This is a genomic window from Lewinella sp. IMCC34191, assembly GCF_003390935.1.
In the GTDB taxonomy this organism is placed as follows: domain Bacteria; phylum Bacteroidota; class Bacteroidia; order Chitinophagales; family Saprospiraceae; genus Neolewinella.
This window is the reverse complement of the sequence record NZ_QNQZ01000011.1, coordinates 100,764-122,180: the sequence shown is the minus strand read 5'-3', so window position 1 is coordinate 122,180 and position 21,417 is coordinate 100,764. Positions and strand designations below refer to the sequence as shown.

The following is a 21,417-nucleotide window of genomic DNA, read 5'->3' as shown; positions in this document are numbered from 1 at the left end:
CCGGCTTCGGCGATACCTACCCGCTTACCTTTGTTCTACCCAGTACCCCTTGGTGGTAAAGCGTGCTAATTCGCTTTCATCGGGGTAAAGAAGTAGACGATGCAAGCGAAATCCCGGTTCCCCGATTCCATTCGACGGCGGGTGGTGTCCACCCTGAAGGACCACGGCTTCGGTCGGGGTATCCTGATCGTGGTGGCCATCGTGGTAGCGATAGCGGTGGTTTCGGCGCTTTTCGATTTACCCACCGCGGTGAGTACGGCCCTGGGTATCTTCCTGGTTTCCATCTGTGACCTGCCGGGAAATAAGGTGGCCCACGTCGCGAATCAGCTCATTGGCCTCCTGCTGGCTGTGACTAACATCGTGCTCATCCAGTACGCGCTTTCCAGTACCTACCTGAGTCTGGTGGTACTGCCCTGCCTGGTCTTCGTTTCCGCCTACATATCGGTGCTTGGCAAGCGGGCCAGCCTGGTCAGCTTTAGTGGACTGCTGGCGCTGGTGCTGGCCTACGCCTTCCCCCAGACTGGCTGGCAGGTACTGGAGTCGGCCCTGGCCATCACCTGCGGTGGATTGTGGTTCATTCTGCTCAACTTACTGGTGCACCCGGTACGCTACCGGCAGTACCGCATCGGCCTGCTCAACGATCTACTCCGGCTCACCGCGAAGTACCTGGCACTGAAGGCGGAGCAACTCCGTTCCGACGACCCGGACGCTCACTGGCAGCCGCTGATCAGCCTGCACAACAGCATCAGTGAAAACCGGAAGGAACTCACCGAGTACTTCTTCGCGACCGATCCGGAAACCGTAACCCGGAGCGGACAAAACCACGAAGCCGCCCTATTCCTGGAACTCGTCGAATTGATCGAGTTGGCGGCGGCCCTGCCACTCCGCGGCGAAGTTGGTCGCCGCTCGGAGGCCGTCAAGTCCGTAGCGGATGTCGTAACCCAGATAGCCACGGCCCTCACCGGCGTGGCCGATAAATCCCACGGCTTCCGGACCACCCAGCCGGAGGAGCTCCGGAAACGCGTCCACGCCCTCGCCCCGCCGGAGGACACGGAAGGCGGCAACCGCAATACGCTCCAACACTACCTGACGATCTTGGTCAACAACGTCGAGCGGCAACTGGAAAAGCTTCAGCACATCGAAAGCCTCGGCGAACGCGAGCCCGCTTACGAAGGCGTGCCCTACGAAGAAGAAGCCTACCGCCGCCTCCGTCCGCGCATCAACTGGGAAGGACTACGCGAGAGTTTCACCACCGAAGATGCCGTCTTCCGGCACTCCCTGCGCCTCGCCGCCGTGGTTACGCTAGGCTACCTCATCGGACAAGCGCTAGGCGTACAAAATGCCTACTGGATCATGCTGACCGTCGTCGTGATCCTGCGACCGAGCTACGTACAGAGCAAGGACCGGTCCCTGGAACGTACGGTGGGCACGCTGATCGGAGCGGTGGTGGCCGCATCGGTCGTCTTTCTGACGGACAGTTACCTGGTGTACGGTGCGGTCGCCGCTCTATCCCTCCCGTTCATGTTCGTCTACCTGAACAAGGACTACCGGATCGCGGCGCTCTTCGTTACCCTGAACCTGGTCTTTGTATACGCCATGCTGCATCCGAATGCCTATACCGTCATTGCGTACCGGGTGATCGATACCGTCATCGGAGCCGCCCTGGCCTGGCTGGCGAGCCGCTTACTCTGGCCGTCCTGGGAGCGGAAGGGCATTAAGAAATTGCTCACCACCGCCCTGGAAGGTATGCGTGCATATCTCGTGGAAGAAGCGGCGCTCTTCCGCAGCGGCCAGACGGACGGACTGGAGTACCGCCTGGCCCGCCGCCAGGCCTTTGTCGGCCTGGGCGAGCTGGAAGCCACCTACTCCCGCGTACTCCGGGAACCCGGCGGCGCGGCGGCCCAGACGGATCGACTCTCCGCCGTGGTCACGGACGCCCACCGTATTCTCTCCGTAGTAGCCCACATTGGTACGCTCCTTCGGTACTCCGCCGGCAAACTCGACCCCACCCACGTCGACGCCCTGACCCACGAGCTGGCCGACAACATAGCCGGCTGCAACCCGCAAGCAGCCGGTGACCAGCAAAACCACGCCGAGTCGCCCCCCGATACCGCCGCCGCGCAAGCCTACTTCCGGCAAGGGGGCAGCAACGAATCGAGCGCCACCTTCCTCCTCGAGTACGACTACCTCCAAAACCTCGTAGCCGACCTGAAAACCGACATACGGCGCTGGGAAATGACCACATCTTCTCCGGCAAATTAATCGCTCATTCCCTATCTTTGCGCCCCTCACAGGAGCGCGGGATGTAGCGCAGCCCGGTAGCGCGCGTCGTTCGGGACGACGAGGCCGCTGGTTCGAATCCAGTCATCCCGACCAAAGACTACAGAGCCGGAACGCGTAGCGTTCCGGCTCTTGTCGTATGGACCGCAGCGCGGTCCAGCCCGAGTTACCCGGTGCAAAGCTCGGGAATTCCCCCCCCTTCATTATAAGCTGTCTACCTGCGCCCCGCCGCCCTAAACCAAACCAAAAAGGAAGGGCACCGAAAGCGTAGTGACCAACCAAAAGATCAGACTAAGCGGCGCCCCGATCTTGGTAAAATCAATGAATCGATAGCGACCGGCACTGTACACCATGGCGTTAGTCTGGTAGCCGACGGGCGTCATGAAGCTGGCGGAAGCACCGACGGCCACCGTCACCAAAAGGGGAAGGGGATCGATGCCCACCTGCTCGGCGGCGGCGATGGCTACCGGGGCCAGCAGGGCGGCCGTGGCGTTGTTGCTCATCACTTCGGTGAGTACGTTGGTGGCCAGGTAGAGGGCCGCGACCAGCGCGAACGGCCCCCACTGATATATCTGCCCCGTAAGCAGGGAAGCGATGGTGTCGTCCAGCCCGCTATTGCTCATGGCCCGACCCAGGCTCAGGGCACCGGCGAGGAGGAAGACGATCTTCCAGTCGATGGATTCGTAGGCCTCGTTCATATTGACCGCGCCGCCCAGGACGAGCACGCAAACCCCGAGAAGGGCCGCGATGCTGATGGGCAACAGGCCGGTGGTGGCCAGGGCGATTACGGCCAGGATGAGGGCGGAGACAAAGTAGAAGCGCCCGCGGTTAAAATCGGTGATGGCGTCGCTCGACAGCAGGATGAAGGGGCTGTCCTGTTGCTGCTCGATGTGCTGCAGCTCGCTCAGGTAGTGGCTCTTCACTTCGGCGAGAATGACGTCGCCCGGCGTAAGGGGCAAGCGGTACAGATGTTCGTGCAGGGTTTCTTCCCGCTGGCGGATGGCCAGGGGGACGGCCCGGAAACTGCGCCGGAAGTCGACTTCCCGGAGGTTCTTACCTACGAACTCGGAGTTGGGCGTAACGACCATCTCGACCAGGCTACTATTGTCCCGTTCCAGGCCCGTGCCCATCACCTGGACGCTGCCGGTATTATCGACCAGCCGAACCCAGTCTTTCAGATTCAGGATCTTCTTCCGGTCGCAGCGCACCTTGAGGGTGTCTCCCTTCACCAGCTGGAAATCGCCGGGGGGGAGGAGGAAGCTCTGCTCGTCGCGGCGCACTTCCATGATGTCCATCTCCAGTTCCCGGACGAGCGGGGAATCCATGATCCGCTTGCCGGCCAGATCGGGGTGGTCGAGGATGACGATCTCGGCCAGGTATTCGTGGAGGGCGAATTTTTCCTCCAGGCTATCGTCGCCCGTGCGGTTGGGCAGCAGCCGCGGACCGAGGTAGGTCAGGTAGATCGCGCCGATACCCAGCAGCACCAGCCCGATCGGCGTGATGGTGAACATGCTGAAGCCTTCCAGGCCGTGCGTGATGGCGACCCCACTCACCAGAATATTGGTGGACGTACCGATCAGGGTACAGATGCCCCCGAAGATACTGGCGAAGGAGAGGGGGATCAGCAGCTTGGAGGCCTTGATCTTGGCGGTGGAAGCGATGCGCGTCACCACGGGGATGAAGACCGCCACCACCGGCGTGTTATTGATGAAGGCGGAACTGAAAGCCACCGTCATGATCATCATGAACATCGCCTTCTTGGGGCGGCTGCGAAAGCGGGCCGACATGGCGCCGGCCACCTGCTGCAGCGCCCCGGTCTTCAGCAGCGCGGCGGAGAGCACGAACATGAAGGCTACCGTCAGGGTGGCATCGTTGCTGAAGCCCGCCAGCCCTTCCTGTGGCGTGATCACCCCACCCATTACGAGGGCCACCACGATGAGCATGGCAATGAGGTCAACGGTTAGCCACTCGGTAACGAACAGGATGATCGCCCCGAGGGCTACTAACAATGTGACTACGGCCGGCGTGAGCATACGAAGCCGCTAAGATAGACCAAGCGGCCGGCTTGCTCAGAACTGCTGATAGATGTTCTTGAGATCGGCGTTCGTCTCGGCGGCTTTGATGGACTCCAGGCTGGTGCCCATCTCCATGATCAGCTTATTTAATTGTTCCGCTCTCTCGGCTTCCTCGATGCGCTCGGAAAGGGAGTTGCGCAGGTCGCTGATGGCTTTGGTAGCGGCCAGGCGGCGCCAGGGGCTCTGCGACTGATCCATCGCGATATCCTTCAGGCGGGCTACGCCGGCGATCTGCTCGGCGTCCTGTCCCTTCGCCAACAGGGTCTGGTAAGCGGTGTAGAGATCGATGGCCTGGTAATTGTCGGCGCTTTCCAGGCGACCCTCGATGTAGGGCAGCTTGCTCAGGTCTCCCGACTCACTGTATAGCCCGGCAAGGGCCGCGCTGATGTCCAGATTGTCAATCTCTTCCAGGCTGGCGGCCGTCTCCGCTACGCCTTCGGGGTCGGCGGTTACGAGGGCTTGCAGACCGGCGGCAACCACCGAGTAAGCGTCTGCGTCCAAAGCCTCCCGGGCGATCGGAGCCAGTTCGGCATCATCCAGCTGGGTAAGCAAGCTTAGGGCTACGGCCCGTACCTGGCTGCGGTCGTCACCGCGGGCAATCTCGCGAATGACGGTCAACTGTTCTTCGGTAGGCTCTTCCAGGCTCTGCAACGCCACGCCGCGGATGGCGTAGAAGGAGTCCTGCAGGGCGGCGGTAAGCACTTCTTCCCGCAATTCGTCCTGGCCGTTCATGCCGGCAAGCTGTCCTACGGCAACGTAGCGATCCAGAAAGGCGGGCGCGCTACGGTACTGGGCGGCGAGTTCTTCGGGGGTTTTCTGGAAGTCCATCTCCGCCAGCAACTGGTGCTGCGGGTCGAAGACCACGACATCCGGTTCGGTGGGCGTGGGCAATTCGAAGGTCTGGTCGCGCATGTCGATCAGGATGCGGTGGCGCTCGGCGGTACCATTGGTATAGACGTCCACGTCAACGGGAATGCGGAATACGGCGGGCACGTTGTTGTCGATGTCCTGCACCTGCTCCACGTGCAGGGAGAGGCTGCCGTCGGCGTAATCGGTGGTAATCCGCATACGGGGGTGGCCCGCCTTCAGGAACCACTGCTCGAAGAACCAGCTCAGGTCCTCGCCGGTCGTGTCTTCGAAGGCGATCCGGAGCTCGTCCACCTCAACGGCGGTGAATTCGTTGCGGCTGAGGTAGTGCTCCAGGCTGGCGAAGAAAGCCTCATCGCCCACGTAGTTGCGCAGCATGTGCAGCACCGCTCCACCTTTGTTGTAGCTGTGGGCGTCAAACATCTGCTCCTTGTCGTCGTAGTCGTACCAGATCAGTTCGTGGGGGGCACTGTTCTGCACGGAGCCGAAGTAGCCCTGCCACTCTTCGAGAAGGTGATAGTCGGCGGCGTCCTTCCCGTGCTTTCTTTCCATCCACAGGTACTCACTATAGTTGGCGAATCCCTCGTTGAGGGTCAGGTTCGACCAGCTTTCACAGGTTACTAGGTCGCCGAACCAGTGGTGGAACATCTCGTGGGCGACGATCTTCTCATTCATGTCGACGTCGATCAGGTCGCGGTCCGTACCGTTCATGAACTCGCCGAAGATCACGGCGGTGGTATTTTCCATCGCTCCGCTGACGTAGTCGCGCACGGCTACCTGGCTGTACTTCGGCCAGGGGTATTCCGTTCCGGTGATTTCGCTGAAGAAGCTCAGCATCTCCGGCGTATAGGGGAAAATGGCCTTGGCGTAGTCGGCGTATTCTTCTTCCATGTAGTAGTTCACGGGGATGCCGTTCCACTCCTCGTCCTCCACGATCTCGAAGTCGCCCACCACGAGGGCGAAGAGGTAGGGGGCGTGGGGCAGGTCCATCTTCCAGTAGTCGGTGCGCTGGCCGTCGCCGGCGGGCTCCGAACTGACCAGGACGCCGTTGGACAGCGTTTCGTACTCGTCGTCGACGGTCACGTACAGTTCCTGGGTGGTGCGCTCGTTGGGTTTGTCGATGGTGGGGAACCAGCGGCTGTTGTTTTCGGTCTCGCCCTGGGTCCAGATCTGCCGGGGCTTATCGCCGTCCTCGCCACGGGGGTTGATGAAGAAAAGCCCTTTGTCGGAGGTGATCGCTCCGCCGGCGGTACCGCTCGCGGCCGGAATGGCGGTATAATCGAGGACGATGGTGTATTCCTCACCGCGGGTGTAGGCTTTATCCAGCATAATGGTGACGCGCTGGCGGTCGTCGTCGTATGCATAGTCCAGCTCGGTGCCATCCTCCAGGCTAATGGAGTTGAAATTGAGGTTTTTGGCGTCCAGGGTGAGTTCGTCGCTCGGCCGGAAGATGGGCTTCAGGCGCAGGGTCGCCTTGCCGATCACCATTTCCTGGTCCCAGTCGAAGCTGACTTCCAGTTTGGTGTGTAGCAGGTCGTGGACCCGCTGGTAGGCGATCGCCCGGGGGGGCAGGGTATTGGGGATTTCCTCCTGTGCCGTACCGTCGATCTCCTCGTCGCTGATTACACCGTTGGTGGAGGGGCGGACGGTCATGGTGTCCAGATTCCGCATCTCCGTTTCCACGATGGCGGTGTCCTCTGCCACGGCGGGGTTGTCCGTGGTAGGCGCGGGCGGGGTGGTACTGGTCGTGGTCTGGCGGGGGGTATTACAGCTCAGGACGAGCAACAGGGCGGCCAACAGACCGGTCAAACTCAAATTTTGCATCAACGGCTAGATTTAGCCAATTAGGACAAGGAAGGCGCGTAAAAGTTTTTATGGCGACGGAGCGCAGGAGTTATGAAAATGTCAAAGCGGATCGTTTGCCATTACCCAGTAACATAACGCAATACGGCCCGGAGTGCTACCTCCGGGCCGTTATCTACGGACCTCTATGGATGCCCGATCAGTTGCGGCCGCGTCCCCGACGACCTTCGCCACGGGGTCCGCGCTCGCCGCGGCGCTCGTCCATACGCTCCTTGCGCTTGGCCTGGAGGGCTTCGAGTTTGGTCAGCTGCTCTTCGGTAAGCACGGCCTCCATTTCGGACTGGCGCTTATCGTTCGCGGCCTGGAGGGTTTCCCGCATGGCTTCCCGCTCTTTTTGCATTTCCTCGCGGGCGGACTTCACCTCTTTGGCGAAGGATTCGTTGATGGCCTTGACCCGCTCGGTTTGCTCGGGGGTAAGTTCTAGCACGGTGGCCAGGCGCTCGGTTTGCTTTTCCACGCGTTCGGCGGGGTCGCGGTTTTCGCCGCGCTGGGCGCTGACGGCACCGGTGGCGACGACGAACAGCAGAGCGAGGAAGATTGCTTTAATGGTTTTCATAAGGATTTGGTTTTGGATGATGAATAACACAGTCTCTTTTCATGACCGTGCTACAAATGTGGGCCCTCGGTGGCCACTACTCAACTTTAATCAACGAACGGTCCGCTTTCATCAATGAACGGGCTGCCGCGCGCTTTTATCCTTCCCATCGGTAGCCGACCTTTGTCGCGATGCAACGACCGGACCTATCCCGAATTACCCTGCAGGCCCTTGCCTGGGTAGGGCTGTGGGCGGTGGTCTTCCTGATCGTCGGCGGCGGCTTTGACGCGCCCTTCCGCTATTTCCGGCGGCTGTTTCCCCTGCTGGTGGCGATCGGGGTGGTGGTCTTCGTCAACGGGACCGTGCTGCTGCCGGGGCTGTACTTCCGGGGCCGCCGCGGGATGTTTGCCCTGGCGGCCATCTTACTTCTGGTGATCGTCACGCTGGTGCTGCAGAACATCGAGTTTTCCGGGCGGCGGTTTCCCGTGCTGTACGAGCGGCTTTCCCGCACGCGTAATTTGGGGTCGGGCACCCTTCGCTATCTGCTGCCCCTGGCTACCTCCGTCATCGGGGCCACGCTCATCGACGTGATGCGGTACGCCGGCTTTCAGGAGAAGCAGGTGATCCAGGCGCAGCGGGAGCAGGTAGTTACGGAGCTGAAATTCCTGAAGTCGCAGGTCAACCCCCACTTTCTTTTCAACAGCCTGAATAACATTTATACCCTTACGCTGCTAAAGGACGAAAAGGCCCCGGAGAGCCTCCTGAAGCTATCGGCCATGCTGCGCTACATGCTGTACGACTCGGAGATCGAGGCCGTGCCGTTGCAGCGGGAGATCGATTACATCCGGAATTACGTGGCACTGCGGGCGCTGAAGGATAGCCGGGGCCTGAACGTGCGGGTCAGCCTGGACGACAGCCGCCCCCGCTTACCCATCGCCCCCCTCCTGCTGATCCCCTTCGTGGAGAATGCCTACAAACACAGCCGCGTGGAGGACCGGGAGGGCGGCTACATCGACATCACGCTGACTACTGGCGACGAGACGATCGACCTGATGGTCAACAACAGCGTCCCGCCGATCCCCTCGCCGGTGGACGGGGTAGGGGGTATCGGACTGGAAAACGTCCGCAAGCGATTGGTGCTGCTGTACCCGAACCGGCACGAGCTACAGGTTGACGCCGGTCCGGAACGCTTTTCCGTTCACCTCCAACTGCGGGTCGGATGAGCGAGCTGAACTGCCTCATCGTCGACGACGAGGAGCTGGCCCGCCGGCTCGTGTGCAGCTACTGCGATCGTTTACCCGACCTGCGGGTCGTGGGGGAGGCGGCCCACCCGCTGGCAGCCATGGAGCGCTTGCGGAAGGTTTCCGTCGACTTGTTGTTCCTCGATATTCAGATGCCCAACATGACGGGCCTGGATTTCCTGCGCACGCTGCGTCAACCGCCGGCCGTGATCCTGACAACAGCCTACTCCGAATACGCCCTGGAAGGGTTCGAGCTGGACGTGGTGGATTACCTCGTTAAACCGTTTGCCTTCGAACGTTTTGTCATGGGCGTCAATAAAGCCAGGGACTACCGGTTTCCGGAAAAGCACCTTACCAGCGCCCCGCCGCAAAAAGAAGCGACATACCAGCTAGTGCGAGCCGACCGGAAGACCTACCGCATCCCCCACAGCGAGATCCACTACATCGAGAGCATGCGCGAGTACGTCGCCTACCACACGGATAAGGGCCGTACGCTAAGCCTCGGATCCCTCAAACAACTCGAAGACGAACTACCTGACCGCTTTCTCCGGGTACACAAATCCTTCATCGTCGCTACCGACCGGGTGGAGGCATTGGAGGGCAACCAGCTTCGCATCGGGGAGGCCCTGATCCCGATCGGCGGCAGCTACCGCGAGCTGGTCAAAGCCCGGCTGTTTGGCGGCTGAACTTTCTTGCCCCCACTCCGCTAGCAAGCCCACGACCTCCGGTAGTAAAAAGCGGGTGCCCGTTACCCCGTTTTCATTAGAGTCGATGCGGTAGCTACGGGAGTTGCGCAGGTCCGCCTTGCGAAGTGAGAAGACGGCCGTAGGAAGATGTGTTGATACTTTACCCTACGACAGAAGCGCTCGACGTAGATGCTTGCCAGCGCTCTGCCCTTGCCCTCCATACTGATGGCGATGCCCCAGTCCAGAATGTGGCACTTCCGTACGCGCCCGTCCTCCGATACGGTGCCTTCTCACCTTACTGCCCCGTCGGCCGGCAAGTCAACGGCAATTGCCGGTAAGGCGGGTCACTGCTAGCGTACGATGGTTAGCTTAGCCGTTTTGGTTTGCCCCGAGGCGTAGCGTAATTGCAGTAAGTACGGGCCCGCCGGCAGGTGATCGGTACGGATCGGATTACGGATAGGTTGCGCCGGAATCACCTGTTGTCCAAGTCCATTATAAAGCACGAAGGAAAGCGGTGCTGTGCCGCTGGCGTTATCGGCCGGAACTTCGATCGTGAATGCGCTGTACGCCGGATTAGGGTAAACCTTTACCGGATGATCTTCGGTATCGTGGAATATGGACGTGGTTTTAGGCAATTCGGTGACCAGCGTATTCACCACCGCATCCGTGATGATCGGTGGGTTGAAGTCGAAATATATATTTGCTTTGTTTTCCAGCTTTGTATTCTCCGCCAGGTTCTGGTGGGTTCGAATCCGAAACTGGACAAGTCCGTGGCTAAGGGGTTCGTTCGTCGTGCTGTCCGGCAATAGTATATCGTCAAATTGGAAGGATAGCATACCCTCAGCGTCTACGGTAACTTTACAGTCGTGAGAACTCTGAAGAAATTCAAACGTCGATAAGTCAAGCACGGAGGTATCTATTTGATCCGTTATTCTGACGGTAAATGCGGTATCGTTACCCGTATTCTGGAATCGGATAGTATAATTGATCCATTCTTCAAAGAGGATATAGCTATGCTCTCCTCCCCGATCGGGGTGCGCTAACTTGTCGTTGGGATCGTAGGCACAGCTAATTTTGGACCACATGGTGTCGGCAAATGTTTGACCCTCTTGCGGTGTGACCGATGCGGCAAATGGTATTCTTCTTCCTATATAGGATACACCCGGCATCTGAAGGCGAGCTACAACTTGCTTGCTCTCCGTCGGTTGCCAGCTGTCGGCGCTGAATGTATACGTGTTTCCGTCGACCGTTGCGGGCAGCGGCGTCATTTCCACTACCTTCTGAACCGCCTCGGGAATCTGGATCGAATAGTTTACTTTCTCTCCCGGCACCGTCCCCGTATTCGTGAACGTGTAGTAGATATTGGGGGAAAAACCGCACCGGGTAGGATCACTCGTGATGCTGGGTTGGTAATCCACTATTTCTTTTATAGCGCGCGCTGCGAACGTAGCTTCACCGGCTGAAGAGGACTCAGCCGCTATATCGTATTCCGACACACTTTGGTGTAGCTCCCAGAGAGGGTGGTCAACCCACTCAACGGTGTAATTCCCCTGTCGGGCCGGAATCGCCACGGTTCCGTCGGCTTGGGTTAGGTAGAGGTTCCCGCTCTCTTTAATCCGAATGGGGATATTCCGAAGCGGAATGGATGCCTCGGTGAATGGTTGGTCATATTCCGTGGCGATGTAAACGCGGGCCTTTAGGGTCGGGGCATTGATTTGATTTAGCGCATACCGAACACCATTTGCACCGAATTCTATAGCCAGTATATCGTCCGCACCGTCCGCGTTCAGATCCACCAGTCTGATTTCCTGCGTAGTTGACGGCCCGGTAACCCTTGAAATACGGTTACTATGGGGTCTCGCAATGTCTAAATAACTATGCAGTGTATCCGGATTGTCCCATCCGGAAGACAACACGTCTAGGATTGCCAGGTCGGTAAACTCATTCTGATCCAAATTACCGAAGGCGTATCTACCGTGCTGCTCGCTCAGGAACTTTCTGGGTGCTCCCCACCGCTGATTCGCCAGGGCTTCGACGTAATACATAGTATTTACTGGTCCGCTAACCGTCGAGATCAGTACGATGTCGTTATCGTCGTCTCCATCGAAGTCCTTAATGACCAAACGGCTACACGAAATGCACTGATCCGTGGAAAACAGTATTCTGGCCGGCAATAGATGTCCCGTAGTGGATTGTTGTTGCCACCAGACGTATAATGAGTCCGGATGGGTATTGCCCGCCCCGTCCTTTTCACTAATACGAACGACATCCGGCCGCCCATCCTGGTTTACATCCCCATATTCGTATCTATCCTCAATCTCGAGACCTTCGATCGGTCGGTAGCTAAAGGTTTTTTCTGAATTGAATTCATTGATCATGGCCCCCCCTTGCCACACCAGATCGGGGTCTCCGTCCCCCTCCCAATCGATCGTCCTGCTGCCCGACAGCTTCAAAGCGTGGAACCGATCCGGCAATTCCAGATTGGGGTTACCGAGAATCAGCGCGTCTGAACGGGATAGAGCATTGGCGTATTCCTGGTCGCCCAGCACCGCATGCAGGTCAGAAAACCCGTCTCCGTCGAAATCAGCCACCGCATTGATCGTGCTCCCGGCGGGAAGGTGGGGCAGCTGAATCGCCTCATCGTATGATACTCCGAATTCTCCCTTTAGTCCACCCTTTAGGGTCCATACCGGCATTTTAGTTCCGTCCCCGGGGGGATAGAAGATTAGATCCCGGACTCCATCCGCGTCCATATCCGCCGTTCGGACGTTGTAGCTATGTGACGATAGTTCATTTCGATACGGTAATTCCTTTCCTATGTACTCTTCACTGCCCGGTGGTAAGTCGAAATGGACGTAATCCGGTCCTACGGCATCGATCACTTCATTTCCGTCCAGGTTGTAGTAACTACGGTTGAATACAGTAGGCAATTTCTGGACTTTAAAGGTGGCGCCATCGTTGTTATTAAGCAACACTCCATCGTGCTGGATCGCGTCCAGGTCCCCGTCTGCATCTGCATCTTTAAAGGTGTAGTCGCGGACCGTACCGGCTGACAGCAGGCGCAACGCTTCGGGAGCTTGGTTATTTGGTTCGAATATATAGGACCAGTAATCGTATCCCCTCTGTACTTCTACCAAGAACTCCATCCGCCCGTCACCGTCGAAGTCCGCCTTGCGCAATCCATTCTTGTTGATCGTTTCCGTTGAGAACATTGGAGTGACTTGCACGGGTCCGCTTCCGAGTTTACTCAGGAGATAGAGTTTTTGACTTGCGACGAGAACGATATTCCACACTTCGTCCTGTTTTCGGAAGTCGGCTGCTATATCCGTCACGCGGCCATATAGGTCATCGGGTAGTTCGTATAGCACGTGACCGTCCGACTCAAATCCAAATGAATCTACGGTAGATATATTTCTCTTTGATGCTATGGCGTTTCTAAATCCTCCTACAATGTCTGGCTTGTGATCCCCATTGTAATCCACGTAATCTCTCGGCAGATTTGAAGTATGGTAGAAGGTGGAATGGATGGACTGCCCATCCGGTCTGAACTCGGCTATTGTTCCTATTTCGCCATCCCCAAAATGGGCCAATACATCGGGCCTGCCGTTGTTGTTTAAGTCCCGAATATCTACGGACAACTCACTGTTGTACGTTTTGCCAGTAAAATTAGCGAGTAATCGGTAGGCAGGTGCTCCGGGATCAAACCGCCCTTCGTTTATCTGCACATCCAGACCGAAGGGGGTGTACATCAGGCAATCTGCGATACCGTCTCCGTTGAAGTCGGCGAAGGCGTATGCAAACGTATTATCTCCGCTATAGATATTTAAGCCGGCTTCGTAACCATTAGCCGGTTTACTAAGGTAGAATAGGTCGTGGTACCCGAGGTAGTCATAGCCAAACCGGGCGGCACCGTGGCGGACAACGAAATCGAGTTGATCGTCGTCATTAAAGTTGCCAACACGGGTGGATGCGGTCAGTGAGGTCCCACCCGAAGAAATGTCAATCTTCTTCCATTCATCCCGTGTATCTCCCGGAAGGTACTGTAGATAGTAGCGACCGTTGGTACTAATGTAGTCCCGCACTCCGTCGCCATCGTAGTCTCTGACCGCTATAACGGAACCCGACCATTCGAATACATTGGCAGTAATGGAGAACTCTTCGGTGGATGGATCGAATTCAGCCCGGTGATAAAATTTCTTGGTATATATCTCCGGCCGCTGCCAGTAGTATATTTCCATTATTCCGTTGGCATCCTGGTCCCCCAGGAAGTATTCGCTGTCGCTACCCAGGATAACCGGCTCTTCCCGGAAGGTCCCCGGGGCCGTCGCAACGTAGACGTACACCCGCCTCAGCGTCGAGTTGTTGACCTTCGGATGGGCAATCAGATCGACCATTCCGTCCCCCGTGACGTCTACAAACCGCCTGTTTTCAATGTCTGCGCCAATATCATTCTCCGCGATGGTTGCAAAGGTTCCGTCGCTCAACTGGTAATGTATCTGCGAAATCGTACCGGAGGAATTCCGGCCCTCGGTTCGATAATCCCATTTCCCGTTTCCATCAAAATCCGCAACCTCCACGATGCGAGCCCCGATAAGATGAGCCGGTATTTCGAGGTTCCGGAGGGTGGTGCTAAATCGACCTCCCTCATTTTTCAAATAGTAGAATCGGGCTACTCCACCTTCGAAGGTAGAGGGAGGCACCCGATCCTGCAAGAGCAGGTCCTGGTACCCATCCCGATCATAATCGATCAGCTGGTAGAAGGCGATACTTGGCGCCTGCCCCCCGATAGAATCCAGCAGAATGGGCTCCGTACGCCAAAGTTTGGATTGAGCGTCGCGCCGCCACACGGACAGCATTCGATCCCGGTACATCAACAGTTCGTCCGTTCCCTGATTATCCAGGTTGGCAATAGCATAGCTAAAACCAGTGTCGTCACCGTAGACGGGAACTTTCGCTTTTCTCTCATCAGCAGATTGCGTGCTCTCGCTGGTGCATAGCGTTAGTTTTTCTTCCCCTAAGTGAGCGATGTAATAGCTACCACTGTAGCGGACTAATTTGGAAATCCCACTCTGGTCCGGCAGTTCAAACCTTTCAGCCGGGATAAATTGACCCGATTCGTGCTGTAGTCTTACGGATACTACATCTGTATTGTACCCTTGGTAAGCAGCCGTAAGGATATCAAGGTCTCCATCAGCGTCGAGATCCTCGAACGTATAGGCTCGCTGTAGAGCATCCGGCTTATAGGGTAGATACGAACTTTTAAATTTGCCATTGATTTGGTAGCTGGCCGTATCGGTAGGATGCGTACCTAGGCGTAGTATATTGTATTGGCCGTAATCTTGCATCACCCAGAACTCAAACGTTCCGTCCTTAAGCCTCAAGGGTTTCATATTGCCATACCCGGTATCCGACTGTAGGATTTTGCGTGCCGGTAGAAAGCTTGCGGCCTCCCGGTCGTATTCCGCCAGGTACACGCTGCGATTGGACTGAATCAGGTAGTCGAGATCTCCGTCCCCATCGTAGTCCTGTAGCGCATGCATACTAGTCATCCCTTCCCGTATTGCCGACAGGGCGGTTTGGCTGCTGTCGAGTACCTCCCCGGTACTCCAGTCGACCCGCAGTATGCGTACCACCGGTGTAGCGAGTCTGTCGTCCAGGGGGTTTTGCAGATAAACCAATTCCTGTACGCCATCTCGGTCGATATCCTTAACACTCACTTTCGTACTCAGATCAGTTGGTAGGGCCTCGATCAACGTAGGGGTCCCCGCCTCCGTCAGGATGTGATTGGGAAGGTAAAAGACGGAATCGGCGGGGCCCGGTTGCGCCCACCGGTCGGAGGTAACAAAGACCATCCCCGGAGCCGTCCCTTCCATTAACTCTCCCAGAAAAGTAGCGTGTGGTGCCTTCCCAAAATAAGTTGCGCGGCCAAAGTACTCATCCTGCTGCAGGCGTACGGCGATGCCATCCGTAATTAAGTCCTCCTTTCCATCTCCGTTAATATCTTGCAGGTAGAAGGTACTGTATGCCGGCTCGTCGCTGTTCGGAAATTCTATTGTCCTAAACTCACTAAAGCTTTGCGCTTGCAAAAAAGTCGGAAGATGGATGAGCAATACGATAGATAATGTGACCCGGATGGTGCTATAGCTGATAATCATTGCGGGGTGAGCTTCGGATGACAACGTGATGGACAAACTACCATCCGGAAATTCTTATTATAAGAAATCGGAAGATACTCGCCATACGCGAATTCGCATTCGCACTATTACGTACCACTAAAGGTAGGGTTAAGCGGTCATATACGGTCCCGGGCGCTAAGCAAAGCCGAATCCTGTCGTTACGGAAGGTGACGGCCTCCTGCCCTTTGCCAGCCTGGTCTTCACCTGCGTCCCCGCCCCCTTCTGAATTTCTCCCCCCCCCCCAGTTGAGCGATTTCACCCACCACTTCCTGTTGGTGGACTACTCCGGGCAGGCGACCTAAGAAAGCGAGTGGGTCATCCCATAGCGGTACGGCAGCACCGCGTTTCGTAGTGGCGGTGAATAAGGCGCGGGAATATCGGTTCCCGGATTCGCCCGATTCCCGCGCTCCGGCGCCAAAAGAAACGGCCTACCAGTTGGTAAGGGCCGACCGGAAGACCTACCGCATCCCCCACAGCGAGATCCACTACATCGAGAGCATGCGCGAGTACGTCGCCTACCACACGGATAAGGGCCGTACGCTAAGCCTCGGATCCCTCAAACAACTCGAAGACGAACTACCTGACCGCTTTCTCCGGGTACACAAATCCTTCATCGTCGCTACCGACCGGGTGGAATCCCTGGAGGGGAACCAACTGCGTATCGGCAAAGCCCTGATCCCCATCGGCGGCAGCTACCGCGAGCTGGTCAAAGCACGGCTGTTTGGCGGCTGAACTTTCGGCTTTTCGGCGCGATTTATGGTGGCGCCCCTTCACCCCATAACCCCTCCACTCCATCCCCCATGAACTACTACCTACTCTTCTACGACACCGTCGACAACTACGTCGAAAAGCGTCAACCCTACCGCGATCAGCACTTGCGGCTGGCGAACGAGTTCCGCGAACGAGGCGAGTTGGTGATGGCCGGTGCCTACGATCCCGCCGATGGTGCGGCGCTGGTATTCAAGGGGAATTCCGAAGACGTGGCGGAGAACTTCGCGCGGAAAGATCCCTACGTGATGAAGGGGCTGGTGACGAAGTGGTGGGTGCGGAAATGGAGCGTGGTGGTGGTTTAGTCGCTGGCTTCGCCATCGGTTAGTCGTCGGCTTTGCCTCCGGTTAGTAGCTGACTTCGTCAGCTGTTAGTGCGTTAGTCGATCCTGACGCCGAAGGTTTCCAGCAGGCCCACCGCCGCGGGCAGGGAGAAGCGGGTGCCACGGACGCGGTTTCGCGTAGGATCGATGCGGTAGTGGCGGGCCTCGCGGAGATCGGCTTTACGGAGATCGGTGTTCTCGAAGGTGGCCCGGGCCAGGTCGCAGTCGACGAGGGTGCTGCCCGTCAGGTCGGCAGCGGTGAAGTCGGCTTCGGTGAGGTCACAGCCGGTGAAGGCGCAGCGGGTCAGCTTCATCTTGTGGAAGGAGGCATGTTGCAGGCGGCAGTCGGCGAAAGTGACGGCGAAGGCCAGCGGGTCGCCCGCATCGAAGCTCAGACCCAGTAGTTTGCAGCTTGCGAAGTGTACGTTCTGGAAGGAAGCTCCGGTGAGGGTGGCGTTGCTCAGGTCGCAGTCCTGGAAGGTGCAGTCGAGGAAGCGGATACCGGTGAGGTCCGCCCCGGCCAGGCGGCAGGTGACGAAGGAGCAGCCGTCGTACTCGGTGGCCGTCGGGGTAAAGTCCTGGTTGCGGAAGCGTTCGTCGGTGAGGTAGGTGGCCATACGGTGCAAAGTACAGTTGCTGAATGGATGGCCGGTCCGCTCCCGGGGGATAAAACGACATAGGCCACGCTTCCGGGGAAGCGCGGCCTATACAATAGCTTTCAAAAACAGGCTATAGGTGGATTCCGCCCGAAACTTCGATGCGCTGGCCGTTGACCCAGCGGGCGTCGTCGGTACAGAGGAAGGCCACGACGCCGCCGATGTCTTCGGCTTCCCCGACGCGGCCGAGGGCGGTTTGCTGGCTGATCGTCTGATTGAGCTGTTCGTCGTCCCGAACCCGGCCGCCGCCAAAATCGGTGGCGATGGCGCCCGGCGCTACGATGTTGGCCCGGATCTTGCGTTCGCCCAGTTCCCGGGCCAGATAGCGGGTGAAGACTTCGGTGGCTCCCTTCGCCGCCGCATAGGCCGACGATCCGGGATAGGAAAAGCGGGCCAATCCGGAGGAAACGTTCACGATGCCGCCGCCGTCGTTGAGGAGCGGCAGGGCTTTCTGGGTGAGAAAGTAGACTCCCTTAAAGTGGATATTGACGATGCGGTCAAAGTCTTCCTCGGTGGTTTGTTGCACGGGGGCGTACAGACCGGTACCGGCGTTGTTGACCAGGAAATCGAATTTGTCGCTTCCCGTGGTTTCCTGCAGCTGACGCGAAAATTCGGAAAAGAAGGCATCGAAGGTTTCGACCCGTGAGGTATTGAGCTGCAGGGCGGCGGCCTTGCGTCCCTTCCCTTCGATCAGCCCCACGACCTCCGCCGCTTGCTCGGCGTTGCTGTGGTAGGTCAGGAGGACGTCGAGCCCCTTATCGGCGAGGCGAAGGGCCATATCGCGACCGAGGCCGCGACTGCCACCGGTGACGAGGGCGGTTTTGTTTTGCGCAGACATAGTAGTTCAGTTTAGAAGTAAATAATGACCACAAAGGTCAGTCCCGCGGGGTGGAGCAGGCTTGCGGAAATCAAAGGCATGCTTGCAGCGATCAAAGGACTTAGCTCCGGAAGGATCCCGGCGAGTGATCCGTGTAGCGCTTGAAGTAATTCGAGAAGTGGGCCGGCTCCTCGAAGCCCAGCGCATAGGCGATCTCCGAAATGGACCACCGGCTATGGCGCAACAGCACCTTCGCCTCCTGTACGATGCGTTCGCCGATCAGCTGGGAGGTGGTCTTCCCGGTTTCGGCTTTGAGCGTTTGGTTCAGGTAGTTGACGTGCAGCGAGAGGCGCTCGGCGACCTCGCCGGGAGTACGCAGGCGCAGCGGGTTAGTCGGGGAGAGAGGGGTGAATTCCCGTTCGAGCAATTCGCGGAACAGGGCGGTGATCCGCGTCGCGGCGGTTGGCAGATCGGCGACCGTGGGGGCCGGCTGCAGTTTCTGACCGAGATGGATCAGCTCCAGGAGGTAGGTCCGCAACAGGTCCGAGCGATAGGCATAATCGGAACCGGCCTCCGCGATCATCTTCCGGAAGATGGCGCGCGCTACCTCGGCTTCCCGTTCGGCTACTTCAAAGAGCGGGGTCTGGCCGGGGCGAAAGATAGGCAGCGCGTCCAGACGGGTGCCGAGGGCGTTGGCGGCCAGGAAGTCGCGGGTAAAGACGCAGAAATACCCACGCGGTTGGGAATCCAGGGGAAGCCAATGGTAAGGAATATTCGGCGTCGCGAACAGTAGGGCGTTCCTCCCGACCTCGATTACCCTGTCGGCGTACTCCGCCCGGTTACGGCCGCCGATCAGGCTGACCTTGTAGTAGGTGCGTCGGTTATAGGGCATCTGCTTCGGCGGACCGTCACGGTGAAGCGCCCCAAGGTCAAACACTCCGAAATGGCCGATGTCGCCGGGGGATTCGGTTGGGGACGAAGGCGACCTTTGTCCTAGGTTGGTAGCGATCTCCCGGTAGAAGTCGTCAAGGGTAGTGGGCTGGCGGTCGGGCATGGCGTGCGGGTGTACATTCCTAACCGTTGGTGTTTGCTTCCGGTTGATGGGTATAGGAGTCGGCCGATGACCGGCCGCCCGGGTAACGACTCATAAACCGATTACCCAAAATTCGTCCTAAGTTTGCCGGCGTCGAGCACCCAGCACCCAGCACCCAGCACCCAGCACCCAGCCAACCAGTACCCCCCATGCACATCATACCCGCCATAGACCTCATCGACGGAAAGTGCGTCCGCCTAACGCAGGGCGACTACGCGCAAAAAACCGTCTACAACGAAGATCCCCTGGCCGTTGCCAAGGAATTCGAAGCGGCCGGCCTGGAACGCCTGCACGTGGTTGACCTGGACGGCGCCCGGGGCGGCGGCATCGTCAATCATAAGGTACTGGAGCGGATCGCGGGGGGAACCAAGCTGAAGATCGACTGGGGCGGCGGTATGAAGAGCGATGAAGACCTGCGCATCGCCTTCGAAGCCGGTGCCCACCAAGTGACTGGTGGGACCATTGCCGTCAAGAAACCGGAGGTGTTCCTGGGGTGGCTGGAGCGCTACGGACCGGAACGCATCATCCTCGGGACCGACGTACGGGGCGACAAGATCGCCGTTAGCGGCTGGGAGGAGGCCAGCGACCGGGAGCTCTTCGAATTCCTAGCTGACTACGTAGAGAAAGGTGTGCGCTACACTATCTGCACGGACGTAAGTAAGGACGGCCTGCTACAGGGGACCGCCCGGGAACTCTACGCCCGCATCCGGCGCGAGCAGCCCGAAGTACACCTCATCGCCAGTGGCGGCGTGACCACCACCGAGGACCTCGATGCGCTGTCCGCGATCGACTGCTACGGGGTGATCGTGGGCAAAGCGATTTATGAGGGGCGTATTCCGCTGGAGGCGCTGTCGGCGTATTAGGGATGTGGGGAGTAATTCGCCCGACGATTTCATAAAGGCTATTTTCCTGCGCTCCGCCGCCCAACTGACGGTGGAATGATCATCGCCGTGCCGGGACTACCGGAATATTCGGGTGGCTAAGAACCTCCCGGGGCGTAGCCGGTTGCCATTATTTGCAGGGCCCGGCTACCTTTACCGCCGGGTCGCGTCGGCGGCATATTCCGCTGTGAGCTACCCACCTTTTAATCTTGCACGCATATGGCGACCGGACTTCTCGCATTACTGGACGACGTTTCCGCATTGGTTAAGGCCAGCGCGGCGAGCCTGGACGACGTGCCCGCCCAGGTAGCGAAGACCACGGGTAAGGTGTCCGGCATAGTCATTGACGATACGGCGGTGACCCCCAAATACGTGGTCGGGCTGGATCCGTCGCGGGAACTATCGATCATTTACCAGATCGCGAAGAAGTCACTGATCAACAAGGTCTTTATCCTGAGCCCGGCGGCTCTCCTGCTGGGGTTCTTTGCCCCCTGGGCGATCACGCCGATCCTGATGCTCGGCGGGGCGTACCTGTGCTTCGAGGGCTACGAGAAGGTGCACTCCCTGTTCTTTCCCCACCACGGACCGGAGGGCGCGGAGGCGGCGGCGGCCGAGCGGGTGGTCACCGCCGAGGAGTTGGAAGCGGCACGCGTGAAGGGGGCGGTGCGCACGGATATGATCCTCTCCTCCGAGATCGTGGCCATCACTTATTCCACGGTGGCCGAGCAGGACCTGCTCAACCAGATCATCATCATGCTCGCCGTCGCGGTATTCATCACGGTGGCCGTCTACGGTTTCGTGGGCCTGATCGTGAAGGCCGACGACATCGGCGTACACATAGCCAAAACCAGCAAAAACGCCAGCTTTCGGTCGTTCGGGCAGGGTATAGTGAAGTTCATGCCGCTCTTTCTGAAGATCCTCGGCTACGTCGGTACGGCGGCCATGTTGTGGGTCGGGGCGGAGATCATCGCCCACGGCATTCCCCCGGTCGGCCACGCGCTCGACGATCTGGTGGAGTCGCTGTCGCACATACCCGTACTCGGCTGGCTGGTCAAGGTGACCATCAGCGCGCTGGGCGGGGTGGTGATCGGGGCCATCATTGCACAGGTGGTGACGCTGGTGCGTCGGGTGTTCTAAGCGGTACCCAATGACGCACG

14 protein-coding genes and 1 tRNA gene are annotated in these 21,417 nt (G+C 58.4%); 8 read left to right on the top strand and 7 right to left on the bottom strand.

Features of this window, described 5'->3' with window-relative positions; genetic code table 11:
• Positions 1–99: 99 nt before the first annotated feature.
• The gene (locus DRW39_RS18960) at positions 100–2,262 is read left to right on the top strand and encodes an FUSC family protein (RefSeq protein ID WP_116108660.1); all 2,163 of its coding nucleotides are present in this window, start codon (positions 100–102) and stop codon (positions 2,260–2,262) included.
• Positions 2,263–2,299: 37 nt separating this feature from the next.
• Positions 2,300–2,376: transfer RNA gene (locus tag DRW39_RS18955), tRNA-Pro, on the top strand.
• 137 nt (positions 2,377–2,513) lie between these two features.
• Here DRW39_RS18955 and DRW39_RS18950 read toward each other — a convergent pair.
• From DRW39_RS18950 to DRW39_RS18940, 3 genes are all read right to left on the bottom strand, one after another.
• A complete protein-coding gene (locus tag DRW39_RS18950; RefSeq protein ID WP_116108659.1) occupies positions 2,514–4,313 on the bottom strand; it encodes an SLC13 family permease in 1,800 nt (599 codons plus the stop codon).
• Positions 4,314–4,349: 36 nt separating this feature from the next.
• Complete coding sequence (locus tag DRW39_RS18945) at positions 4,350–7,046, bottom strand: M1 family metallopeptidase (protein ID WP_116108658.1); 2,697 nt, start codon at positions 7,044–7,046, stop codon at positions 4,350–4,352.
• A gap of 178 nt (positions 7,047–7,224) precedes the next feature.
• Complete coding sequence (locus DRW39_RS18940) at positions 7,225–7,641, bottom strand: Spy/CpxP family protein refolding chaperone (RefSeq protein WP_116108657.1); 417 nt, start codon at positions 7,639–7,641, stop codon at positions 7,225–7,227.
• A gap of 170 nt (positions 7,642–7,811) precedes the next feature.
• Here DRW39_RS18940 and DRW39_RS18935 point away from each other — a divergent pair, with 170 nt between their 5' ends.
• Together DRW39_RS18935 and DRW39_RS18930 are read left to right on the top strand one after the other, a co-directional pair.
• Positions 7,812–8,843, top strand: a complete 1,032-nt coding sequence (locus DRW39_RS18935) for a sensor histidine kinase (RefSeq protein WP_116108656.1) — start codon at positions 7,812–7,814, stop codon at positions 8,841–8,843.
• Complete coding sequence (locus DRW39_RS18930; protein WP_116108655.1) at positions 8,840–9,547, top strand: LytR/AlgR family response regulator transcription factor; 708 nt, start codon at positions 8,840–8,842, stop codon at positions 9,545–9,547. Before DRW39_RS18935 ends, DRW39_RS18930 begins: the two co-directional genes overlap by 4 nt.
• Before the next feature lie 350 nt (positions 9,548–9,897).
• Here the strand turns inward: DRW39_RS18930 and DRW39_RS18925 are convergent, their stop codons facing one another.
• Positions 9,898–15,702: a T9SS type A sorting domain-containing protein gene (locus DRW39_RS18925; RefSeq protein ID WP_116108654.1), complete on the bottom strand. Its 5,805-nt coding sequence runs from the start codon at positions 15,700–15,702 to the stop codon at positions 9,898–9,900.
• 372 nt (positions 15,703–16,074) lie between these two features.
• Here DRW39_RS18925 and DRW39_RS18920 point away from each other — a divergent pair, with 372 nt between their 5' ends.
• Positions 16,075–16,455 carry a LytR/AlgR family response regulator transcription factor gene (locus DRW39_RS18920; RefSeq protein ID WP_157976220.1) on the top strand — a complete coding sequence of 127 codons (381 nt, stop codon included), beginning with the start codon at positions 16,075–16,077 and terminating at the stop codon, positions 16,453–16,455.
• Between the two features lie 68 nt (positions 16,456–16,523).
• Positions 16,524–16,796 carry a YciI-like protein gene (locus DRW39_RS18915; protein ID WP_116108652.1) on the top strand — a complete coding sequence of 91 codons (273 nt, stop codon included), beginning with the start codon at positions 16,524–16,526 and terminating at the stop codon, positions 16,794–16,796.
• Between the two features lie 73 nt (positions 16,797–16,869).
• On the opposite strand, the gene DRW39_RS18910 is transcribed toward DRW39_RS18915, so the two are convergent.
• The 3 genes from DRW39_RS18910 to DRW39_RS18900 form a co-directional block, all read right to left on the bottom strand.
• Positions 16,870–17,430: a pentapeptide repeat-containing protein gene (locus DRW39_RS18910; protein WP_116108651.1), complete on the bottom strand. Its 561-nt coding sequence runs from the start codon at positions 17,428–17,430 to the stop codon at positions 16,870–16,872.
• Positions 17,431–17,542: 112 nt separating this feature from the next.
• Positions 17,543–18,307, bottom strand: coding sequence for an SDR family NAD(P)-dependent oxidoreductase (locus DRW39_RS18905; RefSeq protein WP_116108650.1), 765 nt, complete (start codon positions 18,305–18,307; stop codon positions 17,543–17,545).
• Between the two features lie 100 nt (positions 18,308–18,407).
• Positions 18,408–19,340, bottom strand: coding sequence for a helix-turn-helix domain-containing protein (locus DRW39_RS18900; protein WP_116108649.1), 933 nt, complete (start codon positions 19,338–19,340; stop codon positions 18,408–18,410).
• Positions 19,341–19,528: 188 nt separating this feature from the next.
• Between DRW39_RS18900 and hisA the strand changes: the two genes are divergently transcribed.
• On the top strand, positions 19,529–20,242 hold the full coding sequence (gene hisA, locus DRW39_RS18895; RefSeq protein WP_116108648.1) for a 1-(5-phosphoribosyl)-5-[(5-phosphoribosylamino)methylideneamino]imidazole-4-carboxamide isomerase: 714 nt from the start codon (positions 19,529–19,531) through the stop codon (positions 20,240–20,242).
• Between the two features lie 237 nt (positions 20,243–20,479).
• Positions 20,480–21,397, top strand: a complete 918-nt coding sequence (locus DRW39_RS18890; protein WP_116108647.1) for a DUF808 domain-containing protein — start codon at positions 20,480–20,482, stop codon at positions 21,395–21,397.
• Positions 21,398–21,417 lie beyond the last annotated feature (20 nt).

Excerpts from the sequence above, each read along its gene's own strand:
- DRW39_RS18960 (WP_116108660.1), top strand. The coding sequence starts at position 100 with ATGCAAGCGAAATCCCGGTTCCCCGATTCCATTCGACGGCGGGTGGTG.
- DRW39_RS18950 (WP_116108659.1), bottom strand. The coding sequence starts at position 4,313 with ATGCTCACGCCGGCCGTAGTCACATTGTTAGTAGCCCTCGGGGCGATC.
- DRW39_RS18945 (WP_116108658.1), bottom strand. The coding sequence starts at position 7,046 with ATGCAAAATTTGAGTTTGACCGGTCTGTTGGCCGCCCTGTTGCTCGTC.
- DRW39_RS18940 (WP_116108657.1), bottom strand. The coding sequence starts at position 7,641 with ATGAAAACCATTAAAGCAATCTTCCTCGCTCTGCTGTTCGTCGTCGCC.
- DRW39_RS18935 (WP_116108656.1), top strand. The coding sequence starts at position 7,812 with ATGCAACGACCGGACCTATCCCGAATTACCCTGCAGGCCCTTGCCTGG.
- DRW39_RS18930 (WP_116108655.1), top strand. The coding sequence starts at position 8,840 with ATGAGCGAGCTGAACTGCCTCATCGTCGACGACGAGGAGCTGGCCCGC.
- DRW39_RS18925 (WP_116108654.1), bottom strand. The coding sequence starts at position 15,702 with ATGATTATCAGCTATAGCACCATCCGGGTCACATTATCTATCGTATTG.
- DRW39_RS18915 (WP_116108652.1), top strand. The coding sequence starts at position 16,524 with ATGAACTACTACCTACTCTTCTACGACACCGTCGACAACTACGTCGAA.
- DRW39_RS18910 (WP_116108651.1), bottom strand. The coding sequence starts at position 17,430 with ATGGCCACCTACCTCACCGACGAACGCTTCCGCAACCAGGACTTTACC.
- DRW39_RS18905 (WP_116108650.1), bottom strand. The coding sequence starts at position 18,307 with ATGTCTGCGCAAAACAAAACCGCCCTCGTCACCGGTGGCAGTCGCGGC.
- DRW39_RS18900 (WP_116108649.1), bottom strand. The coding sequence starts at position 19,340 with ATGCCCGACCGCCAGCCCACTACCCTTGACGACTTCTACCGGGAGATC.
- hisA (WP_116108648.1), top strand. The coding sequence starts at position 19,529 with ATGCACATCATACCCGCCATAGACCTCATCGACGGAAAGTGCGTCCGC.
- DRW39_RS18890 (WP_116108647.1), top strand. The coding sequence starts at position 20,480 with ATGGCGACCGGACTTCTCGCATTACTGGACGACGTTTCCGCATTGGTT.